A 25368-nucleotide genomic window follows, 5' to 3' on the forward strand; every position below is an offset into this window, starting at 1 on the left:
GTTTTATTGCCCGTACGGGCTGTTAGCTTTTAGGAACCCCAGGTGATGAACTCGTCGGGGTCAGCCTTGCCAACTTCAGTAGGAGTAGTAGGAGCCCAATAGTGCCAGTCACCATCGTGCCACTCCATCACCATATCGGCAGACCAGTACGTAGCCGACGGGGTCTTGATCAGCAGTCGCACCGTTGCACGCTCCGGGGTGTAGGAGATGTAACGGTAACCGGAAATGTGGAGAACCGGAGCGGTCGTAGTGTCCTTCTTGCGGAGTTCGCGGAGCGTATCGGCACCGGGGCCAACAATAGTCGGCAGGAAATCCTTCGGGGACTCAACCATCTGAATATAAGCCCAGGTCGCGGCGTACAATCCGCCCTCAGCCGAGTGCTCAAAGCAGTTACGAATCGGGGAGTTCGCCATCGGACCGGCGGTCTTCGATACCGGACCCATCCAACCCCCATCAGTGGTTATCCACGTGGTGTCCTTGGGGGCTGCATCCAGTACTGCCTGGTCGTCTGAGGCGCCAGCGCCGCAGGTGCCTGCCGCTACCGTTGAGGTGGCCTTCGACTGAGCCGCACCGTTCGAACCGCCCGCGGCGGAGGTATTGGAATTATCGCCGCCGCGCGGAATAAGCACGATGACCAGTACGACGAGGAGGGCAACGACAGCTGCAGCCAGTCCGAAAGCCCAGCGGGGGATAGTGACTCCACCCTTGTTCTCCATAACAATCTCCAAAATACGTAGACCCCACAATTCGGGGCGCGACAAACCCACCCCCAGCAGGAGGGCAGAGATTGAATGAGTGATGAGAAACTATGCGGTACCGCAGGAAAAGCATCTGAGCCAGAACACAACATCGAGGACTGCAAGACGCAAAAACACGGCGGCACATATTTATCGGTGTCAAAAGATACCCTATCATGCCTACAGATATCCTGCAGGCGCTCGCCCTGAGCTACCATGATATGAGCTGGACTGCACGAAAAAGAACCGAATTCATACCGCTAATCCGGTACCTAACCGTGCACCCACTATGCGTCAACGCCCGACGCAGACACCAACCGCAGGCGGTCGCAACGCTACACAGCCCAGCATATGCCCCGCCTAGACGCATCACACCGATACATAGATACCGTTCATCAGAGAAAGCCCCTCTCCATGACCCGCAAAATCACCGCAACCGCCGCTGCCCTCGCACTGCTCGCTACCGGCTGCTCTGCTAGCACCGATAGCTCCGCACCGGGCGGAACCCTCATCACCAGCGGAACCTCTACCGCCACCAGCACCCCCACCCCCAGCTCTACTACTCCTGCACCCGCAACCACCACCGCAGGCCGCACCCCCACCGTCACCGAGGTGACCGCCTCCCCGAGCGCGACGGAAAGCACCACCGCGGCATCCACCACTGCGGCAGCGACCCCGACCCCGACCCCGACCGTGAGCCTTGACCCTTCACCCCTGGCGGGAACCGGTGGTGGACCCCAGCAGCCCTCCAGCGTTCCTACCCTCAATAGCATCACTGACGAAGACCGTGGTCGCGCGCTTGAAACCGCGAAAGCAATTGTCACCGCCTACACCAGCGGCAAGCCGTACAAGGAATGGTCAGAAGAGCTTTACCCCATGATTGATCCCAAACTGCAAAACCAGTATGGACCTAACTCTCGTATTGATATTTTCAAGGGAACCGTCACCAATGCTGAACTGGTTGATGACCCGACCCTGAAGGTTCCTGGTGGCGACAACCCCTACTGGCTCACGGTTTGTGTGAAGGTCGAAGGAAGTATCAGCCCCGCCTACTATGTGCGGTTGCACCGTACCGCGGAGCGGCCCGACAAGTGGAAGGCGTCTCATATCCTTGAGCCGCAGGGCTTCAACAGCTTTGTGAAGGAACGAATGAAGGAACAGAACAAATAAGCGGTGGGTGCGGCTTCCCACTAGGATGCGCCCCTGCAGGGGTCTAAATCGGGGGAGCCCATCCGGCACCCTAACTGCCTATATGTGACATGGATTATGAAAGAAATCGCGGATTTTTTCACTATTTCCTGAAAATTGGGAGGATAATGAAAAAAACCGCGATTTTTTACACCATCAAGGAGGGCACAGGTGAACACCACCGGCACAAGGTACCGCACCCTCAAAAGCATCTTTCACGAACGCGGCAAAGCCGCCGTACAGGCGGAACTGCAGGCACGCCGTAGCGGCCACTCCACCTACCTCCTCAACGAATTCACGGTAGGGGAGCACCCCCTGTTCTACCTGGCAGACCGCACCGCGCTCGCAGCCTTTGAACGCATTATGCGCCGTGAACGGCACATCGAACAGCTGAGCTCCCAACTGCCCAGCATCGCCATGCAAAGCTACCTACTCGACCTGGCAGTACGCAGCATCGTGGCGTCCGACCGTATCGAAGGTGTGCACACCACACGCCAGCTCATCTCTGAGGCACTCACCTCCGGCGACAGCGAGGACCCCCGCGCCAAGCGCGCCGTCGAATTCGTGAACCTCCTCAAGGATCTGGGGGCAGGCCGCCCACCCGCCACAGTCGAGCAGGTGCGCAGCCTCTACGACACGCTACTCGAAGGGCACCTCGCGGAAGAAGACCGCCCAGACGGGGCTCTATTCCGTACTAAACCTGTGGTTATCCACGACAACACCCGCGAAATTCACCGCGCCCCCGGCAGCGAAGCAACCATCACCGCCAACGTGCAGGCGGCGCTCAACCACGCCCTCAACCCGAACGTGCCGGCGCTATTCTCCGCAATCGCCACGCATTTCATGGTGGAGTACACGCACCCTTTCTACGACGGCAACGGCCGCCTGGGCAGGTACCTGCTGGTAGCCCACCTGGGGCAGACGCTCACCCGGCTGACGACCCTCACCCTGCCGAGCACGCTCAACATTCAGAAGAGCCGCTACTACAAGGCGTTTAGCGCGGCGGAAGAACCCCTCAACTACGGTGAGGTGACCGGTTTTCTGCATGTTTTTCTGGGGCTGATCGAGCAGGCTCAGGAGCACCTGGTAGACGAACTGGAGTCACGCGACCGTGCGTGGCGTGCCCTTGGCAGGCGTATCGCTGAGCTGGAGGGCAACCGCACCTGGACGGGTGGCACCCCCGGGCTGACTTCGAAGAAGTTTGATGATGTTCTGCGGCTGCTGTACCTGCTGGGGCAGGTGCAGATTTTCCGTGCGCCAGTCGCCCCCACTTCGAGCGAGTTGCAGGAGGCGCTGGGGGTTACGGCGCCGACTCTGCGCGATAGGCTCAAACTGCTGCAGGGGCTCGGCTTTGTTAAGGGCGTCAAGGCTGGCCGTACGATGCGCTGGTCCCTCACCGAGGCGGGAACCGCCCTGCTGGGCTTGCCCGCCGTTGATGACGACGAAGAATAGCCCGCAAACGTAGAAACAGGGGAGGGGCCGCACCGGAATGTATCCCGCCTATAACTGGCAGAATCGTGGAATCCATCTTTGCAGTAGCGGAACGGGCCGGTTGCAGACATAAGTATCGGTATGTGGTAATCCATCTGCTCACGCCACCATTGTGTAAGGCTCCTGTAGCCGCCGTGTGATTCATCCCATGTCTGCTACATTAGGGTCAGGCGACATAATGCTTCCGGGTGCTTCCACCACTCAGAACACCAGAAAGTATTCTGGCTATCTATTTTGCGGTTTAACGAGGCCGTACACCTGAACTCGAATACCGAATGACTGGAAACATAATGGTGATTAATCACAAGCGACGGGGCGAAGCACAGAGCGCTCCTAGCCTGCATCTGAGAGACATGCCCATCGAGCACTTGTATGTACGCTATCAAAGGATAGCGCGGAACCTGCCGAGACGGATCCGCTGGCTTGCTTTGATATTCGCGCCAACGAGCACGAGTTTCACCGTCTTCACCGCTGGCCTACTGAATGTTGCAGGGGCTCTGATGATTACGGCAGGTATCGGCCAGGTAACGTCAGGTGAGAGGACCCCAGGCAGTGCTATTTGGTTACTCATCTTCGCTTTCCTGGCTGAAAGCCTAGGGTACTGGGTGAAGGAACGCCAAGAGCTTATTCTCACGATCGCGGTTCGACAGCTCACATACCGCCGTTTCCGGGACATCTTTAGTAGGTCATCCCATCCGCCGGAAGCTCACGGGCATGTTCTCACATACCCAGGACAGATCAGCCAGTTTGCCTTCGTTGTTGATTTCGCCGTTTCAACCGTTCAGATTATTGCCTTTCTCGCGGCTTCGCTCGCGCTATATGGTGCAAGCGGCGCCATCGCTGCGTTGCTCATCACTGGATTGGTATTCGTCAGCGTCCGTCTCATCAACTTGGTGGGCCGACTATGGGAACAGTACGTCGCTCTAGAGGGAGAGCGTAGGCAGTGGATCCAGCGTGTAGCAAACGCGCTGCCTCGAGGGCAAAGCATCCCCAGCTGGGGTACCGCCCTGGACAAGGTCGCTAGCATCCGAAACACCGAAGAGCAGCTTCTGCGCAGACGGGTCCCGTTGCAGGTCCTGAATGGATTCCTTGAACGGGGAGCACTAACTGCGGTGCTCGCTGTGGTTGCGGTCCTCGGCGCGTGGCTCTGGCCATCCGCTCATTTCGGTATTGGAATTATTTTGGCAGCCCGGTACCTGTACGCAGCGGTGCAGAACAACATCGTAAACTATCGGGTTATTCGACTCGCTGTGCCAATGATGCGTGAGCTTGACAAGCTCGAGTCGTCTCCAAATTGCACGGTTAAACAGCAGGACTTGGTGGGGCAGCCTTCAAATTCTAGAGAGGTGCTTGCAGCTACGTCTGAGCGCGCTGAAGCATTGCGCACATCCGTGACCACCCCCGATTCCGCTTTCGTACCACGCAACCCGGAAGTGTCCCATTCGGTGTTGTCAGCGTGGCGAGCTTCTGCTTCGCCACATCAGGTATCCCGGTTCACTAGCCTCGCTTTAGGTATGGGGCTCAGTGAGGATGTGATCGGGCGGTTCTGGCAAGACGCAACAACCTTGTCGTCAGGAGAGAGACACCGTGCTGCTGTCGCTATCGTTTTGGCAGACAAACCGGACTGGCTAATTTTGGACGATACGTTCGCAGCGCTTGATCCTGTAACACGAGAAGTGGTTGCCGAGAGGATCTTAGAGTGCGTGCCAACGTGCACACTTCTGGCAAGCTCGGAGGAGTATGTACCGAGTGCCTTCACCCCCGGCAATGATGCGAGGGTAGACCCTCTTGAGTTGCAGGCTCATAGCCCCGGGGCAGCTAAGGAGGTAGATGCTGGTTCGACGGATGTGAGCGAGGGACAGGACCTTCCTGACCCTGAGCCGAAGCGTGCCACATTCCGACGATCGGCCCTGTTGTTGTTTGGACCGCATTTGGTGTGGATTACGTGTGGCGCCCTACTCTTAAGCGGATCCGAAGTTGCTTTTGCATTGACGATTGCTCACAGTGATGGGCTGTCTGCTCAGGTTGCTGAAGTGTCAGCTGCTTGCGCACTGGCAGCAATTGTTGGGTCCGTCATGTTCTTTGGCCCGCTCTACTGGGCTCCCATCGCTAGGCTGAGCGATTTGCACGACCGGGTTATACGCAGGCTCGATCGATTCGCTACTCCTAGAACAAGCGGTGCGGTCATGGGGCGGATGGGTGAAGACTTCTCCGACCTTCAGATGTCGGTGCCTAGCGCCCTGGGTTCGGTATTTATGGTCATTCTACAGACCTTTATGCTCATCGGAGGCGCAGTGGCCGGCGCCCCGCTGTTCATGATCGTTGTGTTGGCGGTAGCACCCCTAGCGATGCTTGCTATGCGTCAGGGTTCAAAGTGGATTCTCCCTGCCTCGACGACGGCTGCCAATCGCCGAGGTGACTTCATCGGGGTGGCTGGTGCCCAGGCTGGCTTACACGCTGCGCCCGTCAGTGCAGGGCTGCGTCGGGCTGGAGAAGAAGCCTACGCTCATTCGGAGGCTGCATACGTCAGCAGCTCGATTCAGTTGGCGAACGCCTACGCACTGCGTACGGGACTGATTCAGTCGCTTGTGTTGTCACTGAATGTTTCTGCAGTGGTATTGGCACTGATGGTCGAAGGATCGAACTCAGTGGTTGCTCCCGCGGTCGTAATATATTTTGCAGTAACTCTGTCATCTGGCATCCAATCTACGGTGGAGACGCTGCAACAGGTTGGTGTAGTCAGCTTGACTGCGGAGCGTGTTCGGATGCTTGAAGAGTACCGGGCCGACCGTTCTTATCCGCCCGTGCGGTCTGCTGACCTGGCTCTGCTTGAGAGTGCTCTTGACTCTGGGTGTTCTATGGTTGCCTTGATTGGACCAACTGGCGCGGGGAAGTCCGTCATGCTTGATGCTCTATACCGCCGGTATCCCCAAGGCGAAGTGGTAATCGTACCAGATATCGATCCGTTCGCATCTGAAGCATCGAATTCGAGCGGGCTCATGCTTGCGCGTTCCGTGTTACGTGAAGGCGCTGCCCGGCTTGTGTTGCTTGATGAGACCTTGAAGAGTCTCACTCCGTCAGAGGAGCGCACTGAGCTCGAATCGATGGCGTGCGCTATCGAGGGCAGTGACAAGCAGGTTGTGATTGTCCTTCACTCGCGCTCTAACCTTGATTGCTTCAAAGAAGTGGTGAATTTAGATGAGTAAGCTGACCCAAGTACTACGTTTTTCTCCAAGAACTATCGAGGACGAAATGCGAATCTATAGGGCCAAACCTATAGCCTGGACCGATTCGTCGGTGGCAGTTCTGAACGAGTACGGCGCCACACTGTGCACACCCGCCCCTCCTGCCCCCGATGTCACCCCCAGTAAAAACCCCCGTTAAAAACACAGCCGGGGCCGTCTCGCACGCAGGCTCGAAAAGTGCGAGAATGGAGCAGAAAAGAAAACTACGAAAGAAGATACTTTCATGCTTATTCTCGTTGTGAACGCCGGTTCTTCCTCCCTGAAGTACCAGGTGCGTGACACCTCCCTGCCCGAGGCAGAGCAGATGCTGACCTCCGGCCTCGTCGAAAACATCGGCACCGACGTGCCCAACCACGAAGTCGCATTCGACATCATGTCCGAGAAGCTCGAGCCCGTCCTGGCAGGCCGTGAGCTGCAGGCAGTCGGCCACCGCGTGGTGCAGGGTGCAGAGAAGTTCACCCACCCCGCCCTGCTCACCGAGGAAGTTGTCCAGCAGATCGACGACCTCTCCCCGCTGGCACCGCTGCACAACCCCGCACACGCTCAGGGCATGCGCGCAGCAATGCACAAGTGGCCCTCCCTGCCGCAGGTTGCTATCTTCGACACCGCGTTCCACTCCACCATGCCCGAAGAAGCATGGCGCTACGCGATCCCCTACGACCTGGCTGACAAGTACAGCATCCGCCGCTACGGCTTCCACGGCACCAGCCACGAGTACGTCTCCCACGTTGCAGCTGACATGCTCGGCATTGCACGCGACGAGTTCAACGGCATCGTTGCTCACCTCGGTAACGGCGCGTCCGTGACCGCTGTGAAGGGCGGCAAGTCCGTCGACACCTCCATGGGCTACACCCCGCTGGCTGGCCTGATCATGGGTACCCGCTCCGGCGACATTGACCCCTCGGCACTGACCACCATCCTGATTCGTGAGGGCATCGACGGTGCACGCCTGGACACCATCCTGAACAAGGAGTCCGGCCTGCTCGCACTGGCTGGCTCCAACGACATGCGTAAGGTCGTTGAGGCTGCACAGTCCGGCGACGAGCGTGCACAGCTCGCACTGGACATGACCTCCTACCGCCTGATGAAGTACATTGGCGGCTACAACCTGGTTGTTGGCGGCGCGCAGGCACTGATCTTCACCGCAGGTATCGGTGAGAACTCCGGCGACTTCCGTAAGCTGGTCCTGGACCGTCTCGGCGCTCTCGGCATCAAGTACAACGAGGAAGAGAACGCTAAGCGTTCCCCCGAGCCGCGCGTGATTTCCACCGAGGATTCCGCTATCAAGGTGCTGGTCATCCCCACCAACGAGGAGAAGGCTATCGCTGAGGCTACCGAGGAACTCGTCAAGAGCCTCTAAGCCCCACGCACCCCGCCGTATAGGCGGTTGAATATAGGCAGTCCGCTGCAGTTCCCGTTCCGTACGGGTGCTGCAGCGGACTTGTTTTTGAATATCCATTAGAGTAAATGCATATGATTCAACTCACTTTACAAAACAACATTACGCCAATATAGCATGTATTGCATATGTATCATTTATCACATTGAGAACAAGAATGAAATTTAATTAAAAATGTTGGCTTGGGTGCTGCATAGAGTGTAAATTTTTTGCTTGCTTGGGAAAGTTATGTAGAGGTGTGCACTGAGTGCATTGATTCGCAACATTCCAACATTGATGGCAGTTAAGGTTGAAGGTGAAAAAAGGTTGATAATCCTGGATTAATTCTGTTAGGAATTATCTATCGACCCAAGTTTTTGCACAACATGGAACAATAAATACAAATTTTTTGTGCTTTCATATAACGAGTGTTCATCGAAAAGAACTGAAGCGGATTTATAGCCGCAAAAGAATTCTGAGAGCGCACTCTGAATTACACGTTAAACACATACTGCGATAACCTTTATATCTGTATTTTTTATACAGAAATAAAGTGAATCAATGTACAAAACTCATTCCAATTGAGAGAGATTTGGTAATGGATATTCACTCGACTAAGAGCCACTCCGAACAAAGTGGAAAGCTGATGGGCCGTCGCGCCCTGGTCAAGGGTGCAGCATGGGCAACGCCCGTTGTGGCAGCAACCGCCGTAGTGCCCGCCTACGCCGCATCCAAGAACCCTTGCGAATACGGCACCATCGTATCCGTGCCCTGGGGTGAACGTGCCAACCGTCGCCGCTACAAGGGTACCGTGAATGAAGAATACGAATGGGCAGTAATGCCCACCTCCAACTGCAGCCCCCAGCCGCAGACCTACTTCATCGACAACACCACCCCCGAAAATAAGCTTGCTTACCCCTGGGGTCGTTACGAGGGTGTGAGCGACTTCCCGCCGATTTACCCCCCGAACGGCAAGGACACCCCTGACTACACCTCCAAGGACGGCGTTGGTGGCGTTGGTGGCGGCGTTATCATCAACGTTCGTGTTGAGAACGTTGCAGGTGACGTCTCCTACGCACCGACCCCCACCGGTGCGGACCGTTTCGCATTCGGTGAGTCTGACGCAAACCGCAAGAACAACATGTACTACGCCGAAGGCTACAAGGGCAAGGGCGCAAACCCCCCGGTTGTTCGCCTCAACGACAACTACAAGGGCAGCCGCTCTACCTACATCGCTCACGGTAAGTACAACTACCTGCACTTCCCGGATGGTCCCCGTCCTCCCAAGGAAAACAGCCCCCTGTGGACTTACGCATACGGTAAGCACTACACGACTGCTGAAGGCCGCGACGGCTGGTCCTGGGACATTCAGGTGATGGCTAACATTACCCACCCCAATGCTGGTCAAGACGTTGTGTCGTACATGACCTACCTGCGTAAGCACACCTACGGTGACCCCGCGCATAAGTCGGCAAAGGTCATTCCGGTGCAGTACCGCATTATTGTGACTTCCCCCTGGGGTACTGTCACTTATCTTTCGGCAGCTGTTTAATATCAGCTTGCATTAGGTCTGAATGGAGTAGTGACCCATTCGACCTACTTCAATCTTGGATTGAGATTTATATATATGTGATGTTTATTTGAGTATAAAGTTGATAGATTTTTAGTGTATTAGGGAGTGGTGTCCCTAATAAGTAGACGCTATTCTTCTGTCAGCTTTTGGAGGGGCCGGTTCCGCACACGTGGTGCGGAACCGGCCCCTCTGCATGCATCAATAGGGAGAAAAGCTAAGCATTGTATCTCTTGGCGGGCTATTGCAGGGAAGACGAGAAGTGGTGAGCGTTCCGTGAGAAAAAGCGCATTCACATTCACTAGTAAGTGCCCAAAAACGATAGAGTGGAATCAGATAACACTCGATACGAAGCGGACGAGACATGACTCAACCCCCTGAAAACCACCAGCAGCCCGGCGGACAGTTCAACGCCCAGCCCGGCCAGCAGGCATTCCGTGCCCCCGGTGAGCCCCTCCCGCAGGACCTCTCCGCCGGCTGGCTCCCCGAAGACGAGCGACAGAAGCCGGTCAGCCCCCTGCCCCAGCCAAAGCTCTTCGCCTACCAGTCGATGCTACCGCCGAAGGTGCTGCACGCACTGCGTCACCCCTCCGAAATTCCGTGGCTGGTCGCCGCCTATGCAGTCACCGCGGTCGGCTACATTGTGCTATTCATGGCGCTGGCTGACCTGTTCAGCTCGATGATGCGTTACGTCTTCAGCTCAACCGGTGAAGGCTCGGTTCGAGTACCTTCCGGTAGCACCTCCGCAAGCCTGGAAGACCTGATTTTCCAGACGGTTGGCCTGCTCATCCTGGGCCCGATTGCTATCTTTATCGTTCGTGCAATCTACTACGCGCAGCAGCGTGTTCGCGGTGTGCGCATCACCCCGACCCAGTTCCCTGAGGCGTACCAGATGCTCGCCGAAGCAGCGGAGGCGGCAGGCCTGCGCCGCGTGCCGGATGCGTACGTCGTCCTCGGTAACGGCACTATGAACGCTTTCGCGGCAGGTCACGGTTTCCGCCGCTACATCTGCCTGTACTCCGACCTGTTCGAGATTGGCGGTAAGTCTCGTGACCCGCAGGCGCTGCGCTTCATTATTGGCCACGAAGTTGGCCACATCGCCGCAGGTCACGTCGGTTATTTCCGTCTGATTTTCACTACGCTGTTCAACCAGATTCCGGTGCTGTCGAGTGCGCTGTCCCGCTCGCAGGAGTACACCGCCGATAACTTCGGTTACCGCTTCTGCCCCGAGGGCGCTGAGGGTGCCGTCAAGGTGCTTGCGGCAGGTAAGTACCTGAACAAGCAGGTTAACTTCGATGAGCTTGCCGACCGTGCCGTGACCGACCGCGGTCTTGCCGTCTGGTACGTGAACCTGCTGGCAAGCCACCCGATTCTCACCTGGCGTGCGCACGCGCTGCGTGACCGCACCCAGCCGGGCCGCCTGTTCTGGCGCCCGACGGAGAACCCGGTCAAGGATGCCGCACCGCGCGTTCCTGTGCTGATTCCGGCGTCTGAGCCGGTGCACATGTGGCCTGACCCGATTCAGTCCACCGAGTTCATGCGTGAGCACCAGGACACCTGGGCTGACCACACCCTGGAAACCGTGGACGTGTACTCCAAGCCCGAGAACGCCCCCGAGTTCGATGCGAACTCTACGCTGTTCGCTGGCTGGCTCACCGAGCAGGCTCGTGCTTTCCACGGCCAGCGTTGGGATGCGTACGCTGCCGCCGGTGGTGTGCCGGCGCCGGGTGCTCCCGGTGGCCCGCAGATGCCCGCGCCGGGTCAGCCTGCCTACGGTCAGCAGCCCGGCTTCGGTCAGCCTGCCGCAGGTCAGAACGGTGTAGCCCAGAACGGTGCAGGCCAGTCCGCCCCTGAGCAGCCCTCTAATGGCCAGCCTAACGGCCAGCCTTCTCCTGAGCAGTACGGTTACGGCCAGTACGGTAGCGGCTCCTCTGAGGGTGGCTCGTACGGTTACGGCTTTGACGGTGATAAGAAGTAGCCGCTGAGCCTACTCTGAACGCCTCATCTGAGCCGCACAGCTCAATAACCTTCACGAACCCGCCGGGGTGCTAACGCACTCCGGCGGGTTCGGCTGTTAACCGCCTCCTGCACACTCCTAAGCTCTCCCTGCGTGACCCCCAGGTGAGAAGGGGCGCCCGCCACTGCATCCGCCGCATGCCGCAGGCATAGAATGGACAGCATGCTTTCATCACTTCGCTCCATCAAACTCGACCCGCTGCTGACCATGCTCATTAGCGCGGTCATCCTCGCAATTATTGTGCCGGCGCGCGGCGACTTCGCCGAATGGTTCAGCACCGGAACGAAGTTCGCGGTCGCCCTGCTGTTCTACCTGTACGGCGCTCGCCTCTCCACCGCGGAGGCTATTCGCGGCCTGACCCACTGGCGTCTGCACCTGATGATTCTCAGCTGCACGTTCGTGCTGTTCCCGCTGGTCGGTTTGGCGCTTTCACCACTGCGTTTTGTGCTCGGTGATGGGCTGTACATGGGCATTCTGTTCTTGACCTTTGTGCCCTCGACCGTGCAGGCGTCGATTGCGTTCACCTCGATTGCGGGCGGTAACGTGGCGGCGGCGATTGTGAGTGCTTCGCTCTCTTCGATTGTGGGCGTGGTGGCGACCCCGCTACTCGCCATGCTGCTGATGAATACAGGCCATATTGAGTTCTCCGGAACGGTCTTCCTGGACATCGCCATTCAGCTGTTTCTGCCGTTCGTGCTCGGTCAGCTGACGCGCCGCTGGGTGGGGGAGTTCGCCAAGAAGCCGACGACTAAGTGGCTGGATAAGTTCTCGGTCATGATGATCGTGTATTCGGCGTTCTCCGCCTCAGTGGTGCAGGGCGTGTGGACGCGCGTGGCGTGGTGGCAGATCGTGCTGCTGGTCGTGCTCATGGCGATTATTGTGGTGTTCATGCTGTGGCTGACTGACCAGCTGGCTAAGCGTCTGGGCTTCAACCGTGCCGACCGTATTACGATTCAGTTCTGCGGTTCGAAGAAGTCGCTGGCGGCTGGCCTGCCGATGGCGATCATTATTTTTGGTGCGGGCTCGCTGGGTCTGATGATGCTGCCGATCATGATTTTCCATCAGGTTCAGTTGATGATTTGTACCTGGCTTGCGGGCCGCTATGCGCGCCTGGATGTGGTGGGTGCCGCCTCCGTGAAGGAAGCTCAGTAGGGACTTGAACTCTACCTGTCAGGGGTGCTCGGCGGGTACTATTGGGGGCCTCTGAGTCTGTGAGATAAGCCTCTGATGAGGGGTTTTAATGGGGGACTTTGGGCCGTATCAATCGGTTTATGAAGTGATGTGGCGCGCACTGCCAAAAATTCCCTGACTAGTGCATTTGTGTGCAAAATGTGGTATTTGTACTGGTCAGTTGGGTTTTTGTGGGGTATGTGCACTCCACTGCATAAAAGTGACCGAGGAGACAATCAACACTATCGGGCGTTGAGCGGCGAAAAAGCCCCAAATTTGCCCTAGAATGTTTTGTCGTGGGTTAGACAGATTCGCATCCTGTATGCAGGAATTTATGACTCACATGGGAACGGTTGAGATTCACTCCCTCACACCGCCCACGAGCGTTGATGCAGCGGATTCACTCCCCGCCCGCATCCCACATCGGAAGAGATTCACTCACTCAACCGGAAGGAAGCTCAAAACCATTTATTCACTCAAACACAACTGGATACACTCAGCTTAATGACGCGCTTAGATTCTATCTATGCGCTAATCGCTGTTTGTATCCGCCAAGAAAGAGGACACTCCATGGCTACCATCATGAGCGTGAACGTATGCGATTCCAAGTACAACGCTGACCCCACCGGCGTACGAGATTCCACTAGTGCTATCCAGAAGGCTATCGATGATGTTGCTGCGCAGGGCGGCGGCTCTGTGGAGATTCCCGGCGGTATGTACCGCGTCTCCTACCCCTTCATCGAAATGAAGCACCGCGTCGAGATCTTCGGCCACGGTCAGGCAACCCGAATCGTCGCTTTCACCGACAAGGGTATTCCCTCCACCAAGAACGGTAGTTACGAATGCACCGGCGTTTTCCACACCGGTAGCTACACCACCCCCATGAGCGGTGGCACCAACCAGAACAAGCCCATGCGTATGGGCGTGCGTGACCTGTTCATCCGCACCAACAAGTACAACCTGCCGCTGGATTCTAAGAGCAACCAGATTTTCCTGGAGAAGCACACCCAGCCCGTCGACAACGTTGCGGGCGTCATCTTCCACACCCGCATTGCGGACGCTAACCCCGGTGAGCCGGACGCAGTGCCCACCCTGTCCAACATCGAAATCTGGGACACCGCCATTGGCGTTGCGATCCTGGGCCTGGACGATCAGGGCATGAAGATTGACAAGATCCGCATCCGCCAGACCCTGCGCCAGGGCCTGCTGGTCGGTAAGCCTGTCGGCCACCCGCTGCGCCGCCGTGAGGGTGACACCCCCGGCGCGGCAGATAACAAGTTCTCCATGATTGACGTCTCTGACGCAAACATGAGCTTCGGCACCTACGCGGGTATCGAGATTTACACTTCTCAGTCCAAGTTTGAGGCGTCCACCAGCTGGTTCAACAAGCGCAACCAGGGTAAGAACGCCCTGTACGAGGTGAAGACCCGCCATGTGGGTGCAGGCTGGTTCATTCAGGGCACCCGCAACATGTTCATTGGCTGCACCGCCCAGGAGAACGCCGGTCACGGCTGGCTCGTGGAGTGGGGCAACAACCAGTTCATTGGTTGCCTGGGTGAGTCTTCCAGCTTCCAGGACGCTGTTACCGGCGGTGCTCGAGGCGACGAGGCGGCGAACTGGTACATTGGCCGTAACGCACGCGGTAGCCGCTTCGTGGCTCCTCGTTCGCACAACCCTTACAGCTGGGCGAAGGCTTCCCTGTACGGTTTCTACATTGAGAACAACATTCGCGATATGCACATTACGACTGCGTCCGCGAAGGATGACCGTATTGGTGATAACAACATGATCGGCCGCCGTGTTCACGTGACCGGTGCGATGGGCGATAACGTGCTCATCGAGGTGGACCACATCCGCCACGCGACTTTCGCGCCGAAGCAGCTGGAGAAGCGCGGCAACGGCGTGTTCATGGGCTAACCCTCGCGGGTTAGGCTCTGCGGGCTGAGGCTCGTGACCACAAAATCTTAAAACGCATACGTCCGAGGGGCGGGGAGTAATCCCCGCCCCTCGGCGTTTAACCCGCCCACAAAATGGCAGAAAAATAGCCGAAAAACCGTAGAAAAACAGGGCAGGGGAGCATGCATCACAGTGCCCGGTCGTCGCCTCCACACGCGCAATGCGGTACCCTTGAGCAGAAGGCAGGTCTGCCGGTGCACAGACCCACACACGCCAAAACACCCGCAGAAATGCGCCCAACACACCGCACCACACAAACTCAACACTGCACCCACGCAGCACCGTATTCACCGCATACTGCCGTATTCACTCAATTCACTCACCACGCCGCCTTCAGCACCGAACGCGGTATCCATCGAAAGAATTGAGCCCCTCATGCCCGATACGCCCATGAGCATCAACGCCATCAACTACGGCGCAGACCCCACCGGTGCCAAAGACTCCACCGTAGCCATCCAGCGTGCCGTCGACGCTGTCGCCGCACGCGGCGGCGGATCCGTAGAACTACCCCGCGGCATCTACCGCGTCTCCTACCCTTTCATCGACATCAAGCACCGCGTCGAAATCTTCGGCTACGGCTCCTCAACCGTCGTCATCGCGCACTCCGACCGCGCCATCCCCACCACCGCCAACGGCCACACCGAATACACCGGCGTGTTCCACGTCGGCAGCTACACCACCCCCGTCTACGGCAACTACAACGCCAACAAGCCCATGCGTATGGGCGTACGCAACCTGCACATCCGCACTAATGCCGCAAATACCCCCATCAGTAGCTACCCGCTCGATGCGCACACTGCCCCGCTGAATAACGTCGCCGGCGTCATCTTCCACACCCACCTGACCGGCGACATGCTCAACGAACCGGACATCGTGCCCGTTATCGCCGGCGTGGAAGTCTGGGACACCGCCATCGGCGTCGCCGTACTCGGTCTGGATGACCAGGGCATGAAAATTGACGACGTGACCATCCGCCGCACCCTCAACCAGGGCCTGCTGCTCGGCAAACCCGCCGGCCACCCCCGCCGCCCCAATGAAGGACAGAACTCCGGCGCGGCAGACAACAAGCTGCGCGGTATCGACGTTGCCGAGGCGAATCTCAGCGGCGGCTCCTACGCCGGTATCGAGGTGTACGCGGCGCAGGCTAAGTTCGAGAACTGCTCCAGCAACAGCAACCACCGCACCAGCAACAAGAACGCCCTCTACGAGCCCGCCACCCGCCACGCCGGCGCAGGCTGGATCGTGCAGGGTGAACGCAACATGTTCATCGGCTGCACCGCACGCTCCAACGCGGGCCACGGCTGGATTGTTGAGTGGGCGCACAACATCTTTATCGGATGCGAAGCGGAAGGCTCCAGCTGGGCTGGCACCGTCAGCGGTGCCGCAGGCGCCGACGAGGCCGCCAACTGGTACATCAGCCGTAACGCGCGCGGTACCCGCATGGTCGCGCCCGTCTCCTACAACCCGCCGGAGAAGGCGGCCTCCCTGTACGGCTTCTACATTGAGAACAAGATTTACGACCTGCGCATCACCGAAGGTACCGCCAAGGACGACCGCATCGGTGAGGGTAATATGCTCGGCCGCCGCGTGTACATTACTGGCGCAATTGGCGCAAACGTGGTCATTGAGGTTGAGGAACTGCGCCACTCCACCTCGCCCGCCGGTCAGCTCACCAAGGAAGCTTATAACGTGATGCGCGGCTAGTAGAGGCTAGTAGACACGCCCGAACCGGTCCAGGACTTTCCTGTGAATCGTGAGGGAGGCGCGTGTGCCCTAGTGGGCGCGTTATACCGCCACATGTCGGCTAAGAATCAGGGCAGCTGCGAATGGAATACATACCATTCGCAGCTGCTTTGTCGTTTAGAACAATGTTTAATTTTTAGTTGATAAAAGTCTCAATTAAATATTGAATAAAATATTAATATGTACTTTAAACTTTCTATGGCGGTGTAAAACAGTCCATTCACTGTGCACCACCATAGCCGTGCGACAGCATGCGCAACACGCACATCATTGGTACACATCAAAACCGCGTATCGCCGCACGTCAGCTCCTATTCATTGCCGCTTCTCACTATTCCTCAACGACCACTACCCTTCCCCTTTTCTTATTCGCTCCATTGGCGACCCCGCGGTCGACCCAAAAATCGGTTCCTTCCGGCCGGTTCCCAACCACAATTACATAAGGACAGCCCATGCTTCCGGTTATCTCCCGAGTCCTCACACCCACCACTCGCGCACGCCGCACCTTCGCTCTCACCCTCGCCCTCGGTGCCCTGCCCGTAGGCACCTCCGCCATCGCCTCCCACCAGGCTGTAGCTCACGCCGCCGAACCTGCCGCAGCCAACGGCCTCATCAAACTTCACCAGCCCAAGGACGACCCCAGCTACGTCGAATGCGTCGCCAACTTCCTCGGCACCATGAGCGCCACCCCCGGCGTGTGGGCGGTCTGCCACGGCTACCTCGACAGCGAAGAATACACCGTCACCCGCCGCCACAGCACCGCAACCGTCACCCGCGGCCAGCTGGTGCGCATGCTCTACCGCATGGCGGGATCGCCGACCGTCAAGAACCTGCCCAAGACCTCCCCCTACAAGGATGTGGCAACCACTAACCCGGACTACCCCGCCTACATCTGGGCGGCGGATGCGGGCATCACCTCCGGCTGGGATGACGGGCTCTTCCACCCGGACGAGTACGCCACCCGCCACACCCTCGCCGCGTTCCTGTATCGTGCCGCAGGTAGCCCCGACGGTGCCGCACGCCTGCGACAGATCCGCCGTCCACTACGTGCCGAAGCCAAGAAGGCTGAGCAGTTCAAGACCGAAAACCGCTGGGCAGCCCGCACGCTCGGCACCTACCCCGAAGTGGACCGCGACGGTGACGGCGCGGCAGACGTGGTGGACCCCGCCAGCCCCCTGTACTTCTCCGATGCCCTGTACATGCTCAAGGCGTACGGCGATAAGGGTCTGAAGGTTGTGGGCACTCCCGCTGTTGACTAGGAGTAATACCGACCAGCTCAGCGCTAACTAGATTCAGCGCTGACTAGCGCATATATTCACCGCCTGCCGGTGCGACCCAATGGGTTGCGCAGGCGGGCGGTGCGCTGTTAGGTTGCGAGCGCCCATGCCGCTGCGCAATCACCTCCATGCAATGATCTGTGCAATGAAAGGCGCCTGCGCTGCACCCGCTAAGCTAGAAGGCATGAAGATTGCCACCTGGAACATCAACTCAATCCGCGCCCGCGAGAACCGCGTCGAAGACTGGCTCGACGAACACGACGTTGACGTGCTCGCCCTGCAAGAAACCAAAACCAAGGACGAAACCTTCCCCTTCGACCTCTTCGAATTCATGGGCTACGAGGTTGCGCACTTCGGCCTGAATCAGTGGAATGGCGTGGCAATCGCCTCCCGAGTTGGCCTCGAAGACGTGCAGCGCGGCTTCGATAACCAGCCGCACTTCGGCAAGCCCGGCGAACCCGAGGTGCTGGAGGCGCGCGCAATCGGTGCGACCTGCGGCGGCGTGCGCGTCTGGAGTCTCTACGTGCCCAATGGCCGGGGCCTGACCGACCCGCACATGGACTACAAGCTCCGCTGGATGGAGGCGCTGCGTCAGAACGTGCACAACGAACTGGCTGCTAACCCGCAGTCGCAGCTCGCCCTGGTCGGTGACTGGAACGTCGCCCCCGAAGACACTGACGTGTGGGATATCGACTACTTCCTGCGCAACGAAATGACTCACGTTTCCGAACCCGAACGCCGCGCCTTCGCCGCCCTACTCGAAGAGGGCATGGTGGATGTAGTGCGCCCGCACACTCCGGGCGAGTACACCTACTGGGACTACCAGTCGGGCCGCTTCACCAAGGATGAGGGTATGCGCATTGACTTCCAGCTGTTCTCGCCCGCGCTCGCCGCACGCGTGGGACGTGCCTGGATCGATAAGGTGGAACGCGCCGGTGAAGGCGCAAGCGACCACACGCCGATCGTGGTTGAGATTGCTGACTAATCCGAGCGCATAGCTTGCCGTAGAACCGCGTGAAGCAAGGAGGCGGGGAGGGGTCCCTCGCCTCCTTGCTGTATCTGCCGGTGCTTCTGTGTGCCTGTCTCTGGGCGGCTGTTCCTATGCCTGCCCCTGGGTTTCTGCCAATATTTCGGGGTTTTCTGTGTGGCTTAGTTGAAAAGTTCGGCTAGCCGAACTATTGTTAAATTCCGCCCGGGACGACAGGCAAAAGCGCATTATGATGCCTGCGCAGACACAACCGTGTCCCTAGCGTCCCGGCGCGGCAAATTCCACACATCAACCACATACTCAAACCCGTGACTTCCAATGAAGGATGCCTCATGAACGCTTTCACCCCCGCAGGCAGCAACGCACGCCGCCTCGTCCAGGCGCTCTGCGCCGCCCTCGCACTCACCCTGCTACTCGTGCTCACCGGCTGCGGTAGCACCTCCAGCACCACCGAAGGCGCTAAGAGCAGCAGCGGTAAGAAGACCGTGCTCACCACCTTCACCGTGCTCGCAGACATCGCCCGCAACGTGGCAGGCGACGACCTGAACGTCGAATCCCTCACCAAGCCCGGCGCAGAGATTCACGAGTACGAGCCCACCCCCTCCGACCTGAAGAAGGCGCACGCCGCCGACCTGGTGCTCGACAACGGCCTGAACCTGGAATCCTGGTTCGCGAAGTTCGTTGAAGAATCCCATGCTAAGCACGTGACCGTCTCCGAGGGGGTCACGCCCATCTCCATTACCGAGGACGCCTACGCGGGCAAGCCCAACCCCCACGCCTGGATGAGCCCCAGCAACGTGCAAAAGTACGTGGACGTGATGATTCGCGAATTTAGCGCCCTCGACCCGGGCCACGCCGCCGACTACAAGACCCGCGGTGAAGCCTACAAGAAGCAGCTGCAGGGCGTGCGTGACGAGCTCGTCAAGGAAATCTCCACCCTGCCCGAGAACCAGCGCGCACTGGTCACCTGCGAAGGTGCCTTCTCCTACCTGGCGGCAGACGCGGGCCTGAAGGAAAAGTACATTTGGGCGGTCAACTCCGAACAGCAGGCGACCCCCTCGCAGATTTCCTCCGCGATCGACTACGTGCGCGAGAACCAGGTGCCCGCTGTGTTCTGCGAATCCACCGTCTCTGACAACCCGATGCGCCAGGTCGCAGACGCCACCGGCGCACGATTCGGCGGCGTGCTCTACGTGGACTCGCTCTCCGAAGCGAACGGCCCCGTGCCCACCTACCTGGACATGATCCGCTACGACGCACGCACCATCGTTGCGGGCCTCAAGGGCAACTCCTAAACCCGGCATAAACCCCGAATAAACCCGGTAGAAACCCGGGCCAAACCCGGCATCGAAAACCCCGGGTAAACCCTAAACCCCCGATAGGATAGGAGGGGCGGTCGCCTTCATGGCTCCGCTCCTCCCAGCCGTTAGCACCCGCCCACACGGCACCTACTCAGCAATACCCACTCAGCAACACGCAAGCAAGTACACCCGCCCCACGCATACGGTGACCACCAGAAAGAACACAAGGAATGAGCACTCTTCTCAGCTGCGAAAATGTGCACGTGAACTACGGGCCAGTCCGTGCCCTCACCGGCGCATCCTTCACCCTGGACACCGGGTGTATCTGCGGCCTGATCGGCATGAACGGCTCCGGCAAATCCACCCTCTTCAAAGCCATTATGGGGGTCGTGCCCATGCATGCCGGTAGCATCACTCTCGACGGGCAGCCCGTCGGCGGTAACCATGGCAGCCGCGGCAAGAACGCGCACCACCACCGCGCCGGGCTCGTCAGCTACGTGCCGCAGAGCGAAGAAATCGACTGGACCTTCCCCATCTCCGTGCGCGAGGTCGTCAGCATGGGACGCTACCGCAACCTCGGCATCACCCGCCGCCTGCGTGCCGCAGACCGTGCCGCCGTGGATGAGGCGCTCGCCCGCGTGGAACTGACCGACCTTGCCGACCGTCAGATTGGGGCGCTTTCGGGCGGTCAGCGTAAGCGCGCCTTCGTGGCACGCGCTATCGCTCAGGGCGCCCAGCTGCTGCTGCTGGATGAGCCTTTCGCCGGCGTGGACAAGCGCAGCGAAGCGATGCTCATTCAGGTCATCGAACAGTTGCGTGACGAGGGCGCGACCGTGCTGGTTTCCACGCACGACTTGGCGAGCCTGCGCCAGTTCGCCGACGAGGCACTACTGCTACGCGGCGATATTCTGATGCACGACACCCCCGAGAAGGTGCTCGCCCCCGAGAACCTGGTGCGTGCCTTCGGCATGGAAGTGGACGCCGGCGCGTCGGTCGCTACCGGTGCCGCTGCCCCCGGCGCGGCTACCTCCGGCACTACTACGAACAGCTCTGCGGAAGGGAAGAACTAAATGGACATCCTCAACTTTCTGGTGGAGCCGCTGACCCTGCCCTTCATGCTCCGCGCATTCGTGGTCACCGTCATCGCCGCCGCCGTCTGCGCCCTGCTCTCCTGCTGGCTCGTGCTGCTCGGCTGGTCGCTCATGGGCGACGCGATCTCGCACGCGGTGCTGCCCGGCGTGGTGCTCGCCTACATTTTCGGTGCACCCTTCGCGGTGGGTGCGGTCATTGCCGCGCTCGTGGCGGTGGCGCTCATCGGCGGGGTGCGGCGCAGCGGCCGCGTGCGCGAAGACGCCGCGATCGGCATCGTGTTCACGACCATGTTCGCGTTCGGTCTGGTGCTGATTTCGGTCACGCCGTCGAATACGGACCTGAACCATATCCTCTTCGGTAACGTGCTGGGTGTGTCCTGGTCGGACGTCTGGCAGGTCGCCGTCCTCGCGGTGGTGGTTGCCGCCGTGCTGATGGTCAAGCGCCGCGACTTCGTGCTGTACGCATTCGACCCGGGCTTTGCGCAGGCGGTGGGGTTGCGTCCGCGTCTGCTCGGCGCGCTGCTGCTCATTATGCTGGCGCTGACTTCCGTGGTGGCGCTGCAGATCGTGGGTGTGGTGCTGGTCGTGGCGATGCTCGTCATCCCCGGCTCCACCGCGCGCCTGATAACTGACCGGTTCGTGCCGATGCTCGCGGTGAGCGTGGGAGTCTCCCTGGTGGGCACGCTGACCGGCTTGTACGCCAGCTACTACGCGGACGTATCCCCCGGTGGTGCCGTGGTCGTCACGCAGGGCATACTGTTCGCCCTGGCGTACGTATTCGCCCCGCGCTACGGTCTGCTGGGCAGGATGCGCGCCCGCCGACTCAGCACTGCCGCAACGAAAACTGAGCCCTCAGCTTCCTAAAACTAACTCAATACAGCGCTAGGCGGAGGCCCTTCATGGGACCTCCGCCTAGCGCTATTTTCTGAAATTCTAGGGTGCCTCTACCGCCCTGTATCTAGCGCACCGTGCGGGACACGAACAGGGAGGCGGTCGCCTCCGCACCCAACGGAATAATGGTGCCGCCGGGCTTCACCGCACCGGCCGCGTCCGTCTCGTGCAGGTTGCCGGAACCGGCGCCGACCACGCTCACGTTCACCGCCTCCGAGAAGGGCGCGCCCTCCTCAATGTGCAGACGCACGCCGGGTACAAAACCGTGGCCCTGCAGGTAACGCAGCAGGCGCGGGTCATCATCGTTAATGCGTTCGAGCACGACTGTTTCGCCGGGTTCGCACTGGCTCAGCGGCACGGTCTGCGGAAAACTAATATGCCCCGAAGAGTCCGGGATCGGGTCGCCGTGCGGGTCGCGGGTCGGGTGCCCCAGCAGGGTGTCGATGCGGTCCACCATGAAGTCGGATACCGCGTGCTCCAGAACCTCCGCCTCGTCGTGCACACGGTCCCAGGTGTAGCCGAGGGTCTCCACGAGGAACGTCTCAATGAGGCGGTGGCGGCGGATCATCGCCAGCGCGTAGGAGCGGCCGGTTTCAGTGAGCTCAATAGCGCCGTAGGGCTGATGCTCGATCAGGTCGGCGGCGGCGAGGCGCTTGAGGCCGTCAGATACCGAAGAAATGCGCAGGCCCATGCGCTCTGCCAGGGCGGATGCGGTGGCAGGGGTTTTGGTCCATTCTTCGAGGCTCCAGATTTCCTTGAGGTAGTTCTGGGTGCTGACGGAAAGTTCTGAAAGAGGCATAAAGATAAGTCTACCTTTTCTCTGGTTTTGCCCGCCGAGCTACAGGGTATTCAGCGCGGGCTTAAAAAGCGTCCCGCCCGGATAGTTCACCCCTGGCAGGGGGGGGCGACCATCACGGGCGGGATCAGGTGTTCGGTTCCGCGCTGGCAGCTACGAAAGGCTGGCAGGTACGAGAGGCTGGCAGGCGCGAAAGAATGAGGGATGCGCGGCGGCGGTTAGGTGGCGGCGCGGCGGCGCGAACGGTCAATACGGGTCAGCAGCTCGATGAGCGCACCGCGTGCCGCCTGCTCCTCGTGCCAGAGGGAGCGGACGAGGGTGCGGCTGACCGCCTGGGTGGTGATGCCGAGTGCGGTTGCGGCGGCTTTCTGCTGGCCGCGCACGCCGGGTACGAGCAGGTTTACTACGCGCCATTCGGCGTCGGTGCGGTCGGCGCATACGCGGTAGAGCAGGCGTGCGGAGCCTGCGGCGAGGTCGGCGAGGTGGCGGTTGTCGGCGCTGACGCTGATGCAGCGTACGGGTGCGCCTCCTTGTGCTTCTTCGACGGCGAGGCGTGAGAATTCGAGGGCGTCGCCGGTGCAGTCGGTGGTGCTGACGGCACCGAGTGCGCCTGCGAATCGGGGGATGTTGAGCTCGCCGATTCCGATGCCGACCCAGAAGCCGTTATCGCGCGCGGCAATGAGCGCCGCGTGGAGTGCGTCGCTGGCGCGGTCGAAGGCGCCCTGAATTTCGTCAGGGTATGTCTGGGCGAAGGCAACACGCGGGTTGAGCTTTGCGAGTTCGTCCGACAGTGCAGTGAGTGAGTGCTGTGCGGAACGTTGAATAAAGGTTAGAACGAACACCTTCCTATTATGCCGTAAAACCTTCAACAAGCGGCGTAAGGTTCGCCGTAATACCGGCAACATTTAAACCCCTAAAAATACGCATTGATAAGGGGAATTATCGCGAGCGTGCACTGTGTGCAGAAATCCTCGAAAGGACATAGAACACCCCCGAAAGGAAAATAATTTTCATGCAAGTGCACGTTGAATTATTCGCTTTCGGGGGCGTTGAGTGGAGTTGATAGACGGGGCTACAGTGGAACTACTGTGCGTTCGTTACCTGCGAGATATGCGGCAGCTGACGCAGCGGCTTCTGGAATACCATCACCACCAGCGACAGGAAAATGAACACCGCGTAGAACAGTGCCGTGTACGTAATACCCCAATCAACAATGAGGAACCCTGCCAGCAGAACAGCCAGCGGGGTGAGCGCCATGTTCGGGATGCCCTGCACCGAGTGCACGCGACCAATCATGTGCTCCGGGGTGGAGGCGTTAATGTACGCAATGATGCTCGAATTGAAGGAGGGGAGCACAATACCCGCCAGCACAATCAGCAGGCACACCGCCCACAGCATCGAATGAACCGCCGGCAGCAACAGATAGCAGGCTGACATGATGGCCAGGGAGGTGATACCGAGCGGGCCGAGCGCAAACTTCTCGGTCAGCGGGCCGACCAGGAACGAGCCGAGCAGCACGCCCACACCGAAGGCGCTCGCGAAGATGCCGATGAAGAGCGGGTGTGCGCCCTCCAGGGTGTAGTAGTAGATGAAGGTGAGCGGAATACCGACCGTTCCAAAGTTCGCAAGCGTTGAAACGAATGCAATGGACACCAGCACCTTGTTCTTCAGGATGTACTCGAAACCGGCTTTTGAGTCCTGCCAGAAGCTGGTTTTCTCGCCTTCCTCCTCTTCTGCGGGCTGCCGACTAGCGCCGTAGGTCTTGGGTGCGACGATGAACGCCAGTAGGTTCACAATCGCGTGAACGGCAGTCATGAGCACAGTGGAGAAGCCGATGATGATGCCCGCGACCGGGCCACCCAGCAGGTTGGCGGTGGACTCGCGCGTCTCGCCCATACCGGAGGCGTACCCCAGGTGTTCCTTGGGGACTACACGGGTGATGATGGACTGTTCGCTCGGGTAGTCGAAGGTGGAAATGACGGCGGCGAGAGAAATCGTGACCACCAAAACGTAAATATTGGTGACGTTGAAAACGAGGTAGAGAAGAATCGCCACCCAGGACAACGCCTGGCCAATGCAGGACAGCGCCAGGCACTTTGAGGGGCCGATTCTATCAACCCACGTTCCGGATATCGCCCCGGCACAGGTGGCAAGAACGCCCGCGACAAAGAGGGTGATGCTCGCGGCCTCGGGGGAGCCGGTCAGCGCCAAAATGATGATGGGCGTGGTGATATAGCTCATCGAGTCTGAGAGCTGGTTGGCTCCAATGGCGAAGAGAGTATTTCGAAAATCTCTATTCTTGAGTAGCTCGGTGTTGACACTCATGGGGGACCTCCACGATGGGGTTGGGTGTCGCGCGGCGTGCAGTCCGTCGTGCGTAGTTCATTGTGCGCAATTCGTAGCGCGCAATCGTATGAGTGAATACCCCGACAGCCGGCTGTGCCTGCCTGTATTCGCTTGTTTTCGCTTGTTTTCGCCTGTGCCCGCCGGTCATGACGGGCCCGCCGGTCATGACGGGCCCGCCGGTCAT

Annotated in this window: 19 protein-coding genes; 14 read left to right on the plus strand and 5 right to left on the minus strand. The window is 59.3% G+C overall.

What is annotated here, in order from left to right; genetic code table 11:
- Positions 1-29: 29 nt before the first annotated feature.
- Positions 30-716 (minus strand): acyl-CoA synthetase, encoded by a 687-nt coding sequence (locus tag O3649_RS08285; RefSeq protein WP_371573724.1) that lies wholly within the window; start codon positions 714-716, stop codon positions 30-32.
- A gap of 435 nt (positions 717-1151) precedes the next feature.
- Between O3649_RS08285 and O3649_RS08290 the strand changes: the two genes are divergently transcribed.
- Together O3649_RS08290 and O3649_RS08295 are read left to right on the plus strand one after the other, a co-directional pair.
- Positions 1152-1907 (plus strand): carbonic anhydrase, encoded by a 756-nt coding sequence (locus tag O3649_RS08290; protein WP_070593248.1) that lies wholly within the window; start codon positions 1152-1154, stop codon positions 1905-1907.
- Between the two features lie 189 nt (positions 1908-2096).
- Positions 2097-3377 carry a Fic family protein gene (locus O3649_RS08295; protein WP_371573726.1) on the plus strand — a complete coding sequence of 427 codons (1281 nt, stop codon included), beginning with the start codon at positions 2097-2099 and terminating at the stop codon, positions 3375-3377.
- Positions 3378-3571: 194 nt separating this feature from the next.
- On the opposite strand, the gene O3649_RS08300 is transcribed toward O3649_RS08295, so the two are convergent.
- Positions 3572-3760, minus strand: a complete 189-nt coding sequence (locus O3649_RS08300; protein ID WP_141753508.1) for a DUF4913 domain-containing protein — start codon at positions 3758-3760, stop codon at positions 3572-3574.
- Between the two features lie 9 nt (positions 3761-3769).
- Between O3649_RS08300 and O3649_RS08305 the strand changes: the two genes are divergently transcribed.
- The 12 genes from O3649_RS08305 (at position 3770) to O3649_RS08360 (ending at position 22015) form a co-directional block, all read left to right on the plus strand.
- Positions 3770-6622: a hypothetical protein gene (locus O3649_RS08305; RefSeq protein ID WP_371573728.1), complete on the plus strand. Its 2853-nt coding sequence runs from the start codon at positions 3770-3772 to the stop codon at positions 6620-6622.
- Positions 6623-6884: 262 nt separating this feature from the next.
- Entirely contained in the window at positions 6885-8021 is a 1137-nt protein-coding gene (locus O3649_RS08310; protein ID WP_005507659.1) for an acetate/propionate family kinase, read from the plus strand.
- 616 nt (positions 8022-8637) lie between these two features.
- A complete protein-coding gene (locus O3649_RS08315) occupies positions 8638-9591 on the plus strand; it encodes a hypothetical protein (protein ID WP_371573730.1) in 954 nt (317 codons plus the stop codon).
- Between the two features lie 382 nt (positions 9592-9973).
- Entirely contained in the window at positions 9974-11587 is a 1614-nt protein-coding gene (locus O3649_RS08320) for a M48 family metalloprotease (protein ID WP_371573732.1), read from the plus strand.
- A gap of 192 nt (positions 11588-11779) precedes the next feature.
- Entirely contained in the window at positions 11780-12778 is a 999-nt protein-coding gene (locus tag O3649_RS08325) for a bile acid:sodium symporter family protein (protein WP_371540491.1), read from the plus strand.
- A gap of 588 nt (positions 12779-13366) precedes the next feature.
- Complete coding sequence (locus O3649_RS08330) at positions 13367-14713, plus strand: glycosyl hydrolase family 28-related protein (RefSeq protein ID WP_314360850.1); 1347 nt, start codon at positions 13367-13369, stop codon at positions 14711-14713.
- 414 nt (positions 14714-15127) lie between these two features.
- Positions 15128-16456, plus strand: coding sequence for a glycosyl hydrolase family 28-related protein (locus O3649_RS08335; protein ID WP_371573735.1), 1329 nt, complete (start codon positions 15128-15130; stop codon positions 16454-16456).
- Between the two features lie 490 nt (positions 16457-16946).
- The gene (locus O3649_RS08340; RefSeq protein WP_371573737.1) at positions 16947-17753 is read left to right on the plus strand and encodes an S-layer homology domain-containing protein; all 807 of its coding nucleotides are present in this window, start codon (positions 16947-16949) and stop codon (positions 17751-17753) included.
- Between the two features lie 202 nt (positions 17754-17955).
- On the plus strand, positions 17956-18756 hold the full coding sequence (locus O3649_RS08345) for an exodeoxyribonuclease III (RefSeq protein WP_371573739.1): 801 nt from the start codon (positions 17956-17958) through the stop codon (positions 18754-18756).
- A gap of 335 nt (positions 18757-19091) precedes the next feature.
- Positions 19092-20054, plus strand: a complete 963-nt coding sequence (locus tag O3649_RS08350) for a metal ABC transporter substrate-binding protein (RefSeq protein WP_049349880.1) — start codon at positions 19092-19094, stop codon at positions 20052-20054.
- A 236-nt stretch (positions 20055-20290) separates the two neighbouring features.
- Positions 20291-21130 carry a metal ABC transporter ATP-binding protein gene (locus tag O3649_RS08355; protein WP_371573741.1) on the plus strand — a complete coding sequence of 280 codons (840 nt, stop codon included), beginning with the start codon at positions 20291-20293 and terminating at the stop codon, positions 21128-21130.
- A complete protein-coding gene (locus O3649_RS08360; RefSeq protein WP_303986828.1) occupies positions 21131-22015 on the plus strand; it encodes a metal ABC transporter permease in 885 nt (294 codons plus the stop codon). It begins immediately after the preceding gene.
- Between the two features lie 94 nt (positions 22016-22109).
- Here O3649_RS08360 and O3649_RS08365 read toward each other — a convergent pair whose 3' ends face one another.
- The 3 genes from O3649_RS08365 to O3649_RS08375 all read right to left on the minus strand — a co-directional run bounded on the left by O3649_RS08365 (position 22110) and on the right by O3649_RS08375 (position 25163).
- Positions 22110-22841, minus strand: coding sequence for a metal-dependent transcriptional regulator (locus O3649_RS08365; protein WP_005504316.1), 732 nt, complete (start codon positions 22839-22841; stop codon positions 22110-22112).
- A gap of 215 nt (positions 22842-23056) precedes the next feature.
- Positions 23057-23680, minus strand: a complete 624-nt coding sequence (locus O3649_RS08370; RefSeq protein ID WP_303980945.1) for a recombinase RecJ — start codon at positions 23678-23680, stop codon at positions 23057-23059.
- 241 nt (positions 23681-23921) lie between these two features.
- The gene (locus tag O3649_RS08375) at positions 23922-25163 is read right to left on the minus strand and encodes an MFS transporter (protein WP_371573744.1); all 1242 of its coding nucleotides are present in this window, start codon (positions 25161-25163) and stop codon (positions 23922-23924) included.
- Positions 25164-25368: the final 205 nt, after the last annotated feature.

The sequence above is a fragment of the Rothia sp. 27098_8_29 genome, from assembly GCF_041432785.1.
Classification (GTDB): Bacteria; Actinomycetota; Actinomycetes; order Actinomycetales; family Micrococcaceae; genus Rothia; species Rothia mucilaginosa.

What these genes read in the sequence shown, in the direction of transcription:
- O3649_RS08285 (WP_371573724.1), bottom strand. Translation starts at nt 716, where the DNA reads ATGGAGAACAAGGGTGGAGTCACTATCCCCCGCTGGGCTTTCGGACTG.
- O3649_RS08290 (WP_070593248.1), top strand. Translation starts at nt 1,152, where the DNA reads ATGACCCGCAAAATCACCGCAACCGCCGCTGCCCTCGCACTGCTCGCT.
- O3649_RS08300 (WP_141753508.1), bottom strand. Translation starts at nt 3,760, where the DNA reads ATGCAGGCTAGGAGCGCTCTGTGCTTCGCCCCGTCGCTTGTGATTAAT.
- O3649_RS08305 (WP_371573728.1), top strand. Translation starts at nt 3,770, where the DNA reads ATGCCCATCGAGCACTTGTATGTACGCTATCAAAGGATAGCGCGGAAC.
- O3649_RS08310 (WP_005507659.1), top strand. Translation starts at nt 6,885, where the DNA reads ATGCTTATTCTCGTTGTGAACGCCGGTTCTTCCTCCCTGAAGTACCAG.
- O3649_RS08315 (WP_371573730.1), top strand. Translation starts at nt 8,638, where the DNA reads ATGGATATTCACTCGACTAAGAGCCACTCCGAACAAAGTGGAAAGCTG.
- O3649_RS08320 (WP_371573732.1), top strand. Translation starts at nt 9,974, where the DNA reads ATGACTCAACCCCCTGAAAACCACCAGCAGCCCGGCGGACAGTTCAAC.
- O3649_RS08325 (WP_371540491.1), top strand. Translation starts at nt 11,780, where the DNA reads ATGGACAGCATGCTTTCATCACTTCGCTCCATCAAACTCGACCCGCTG.
- O3649_RS08330 (WP_314360850.1), top strand. Translation starts at nt 13,367, where the DNA reads ATGGCTACCATCATGAGCGTGAACGTATGCGATTCCAAGTACAACGCT.
- O3649_RS08335 (WP_371573735.1), top strand. Translation starts at nt 15,128, where the DNA reads ATGCCCGATACGCCCATGAGCATCAACGCCATCAACTACGGCGCAGAC.
- O3649_RS08340 (WP_371573737.1), top strand. Translation starts at nt 16,947, where the DNA reads ATGCTTCCGGTTATCTCCCGAGTCCTCACACCCACCACTCGCGCACGC.
- O3649_RS08345 (WP_371573739.1), top strand. Translation starts at nt 17,956, where the DNA reads ATGAAGATTGCCACCTGGAACATCAACTCAATCCGCGCCCGCGAGAAC.
- O3649_RS08350 (WP_049349880.1), top strand. Translation starts at nt 19,092, where the DNA reads ATGAACGCTTTCACCCCCGCAGGCAGCAACGCACGCCGCCTCGTCCAG.
- O3649_RS08355 (WP_371573741.1), top strand. Translation starts at nt 20,291, where the DNA reads ATGAGCACTCTTCTCAGCTGCGAAAATGTGCACGTGAACTACGGGCCA.
- O3649_RS08360 (WP_303986828.1), top strand. Translation starts at nt 21,131, where the DNA reads ATGGACATCCTCAACTTTCTGGTGGAGCCGCTGACCCTGCCCTTCATG.
- O3649_RS08365 (WP_005504316.1), bottom strand. Translation starts at nt 22,841, where the DNA reads ATGCCTCTTTCAGAACTTTCCGTCAGCACCCAGAACTACCTCAAGGAA.
- O3649_RS08375 (WP_371573744.1), bottom strand. Translation starts at nt 25,163, where the DNA reads ATGAGTGTCAACACCGAGCTACTCAAGAATAGAGATTTTCGAAATACT.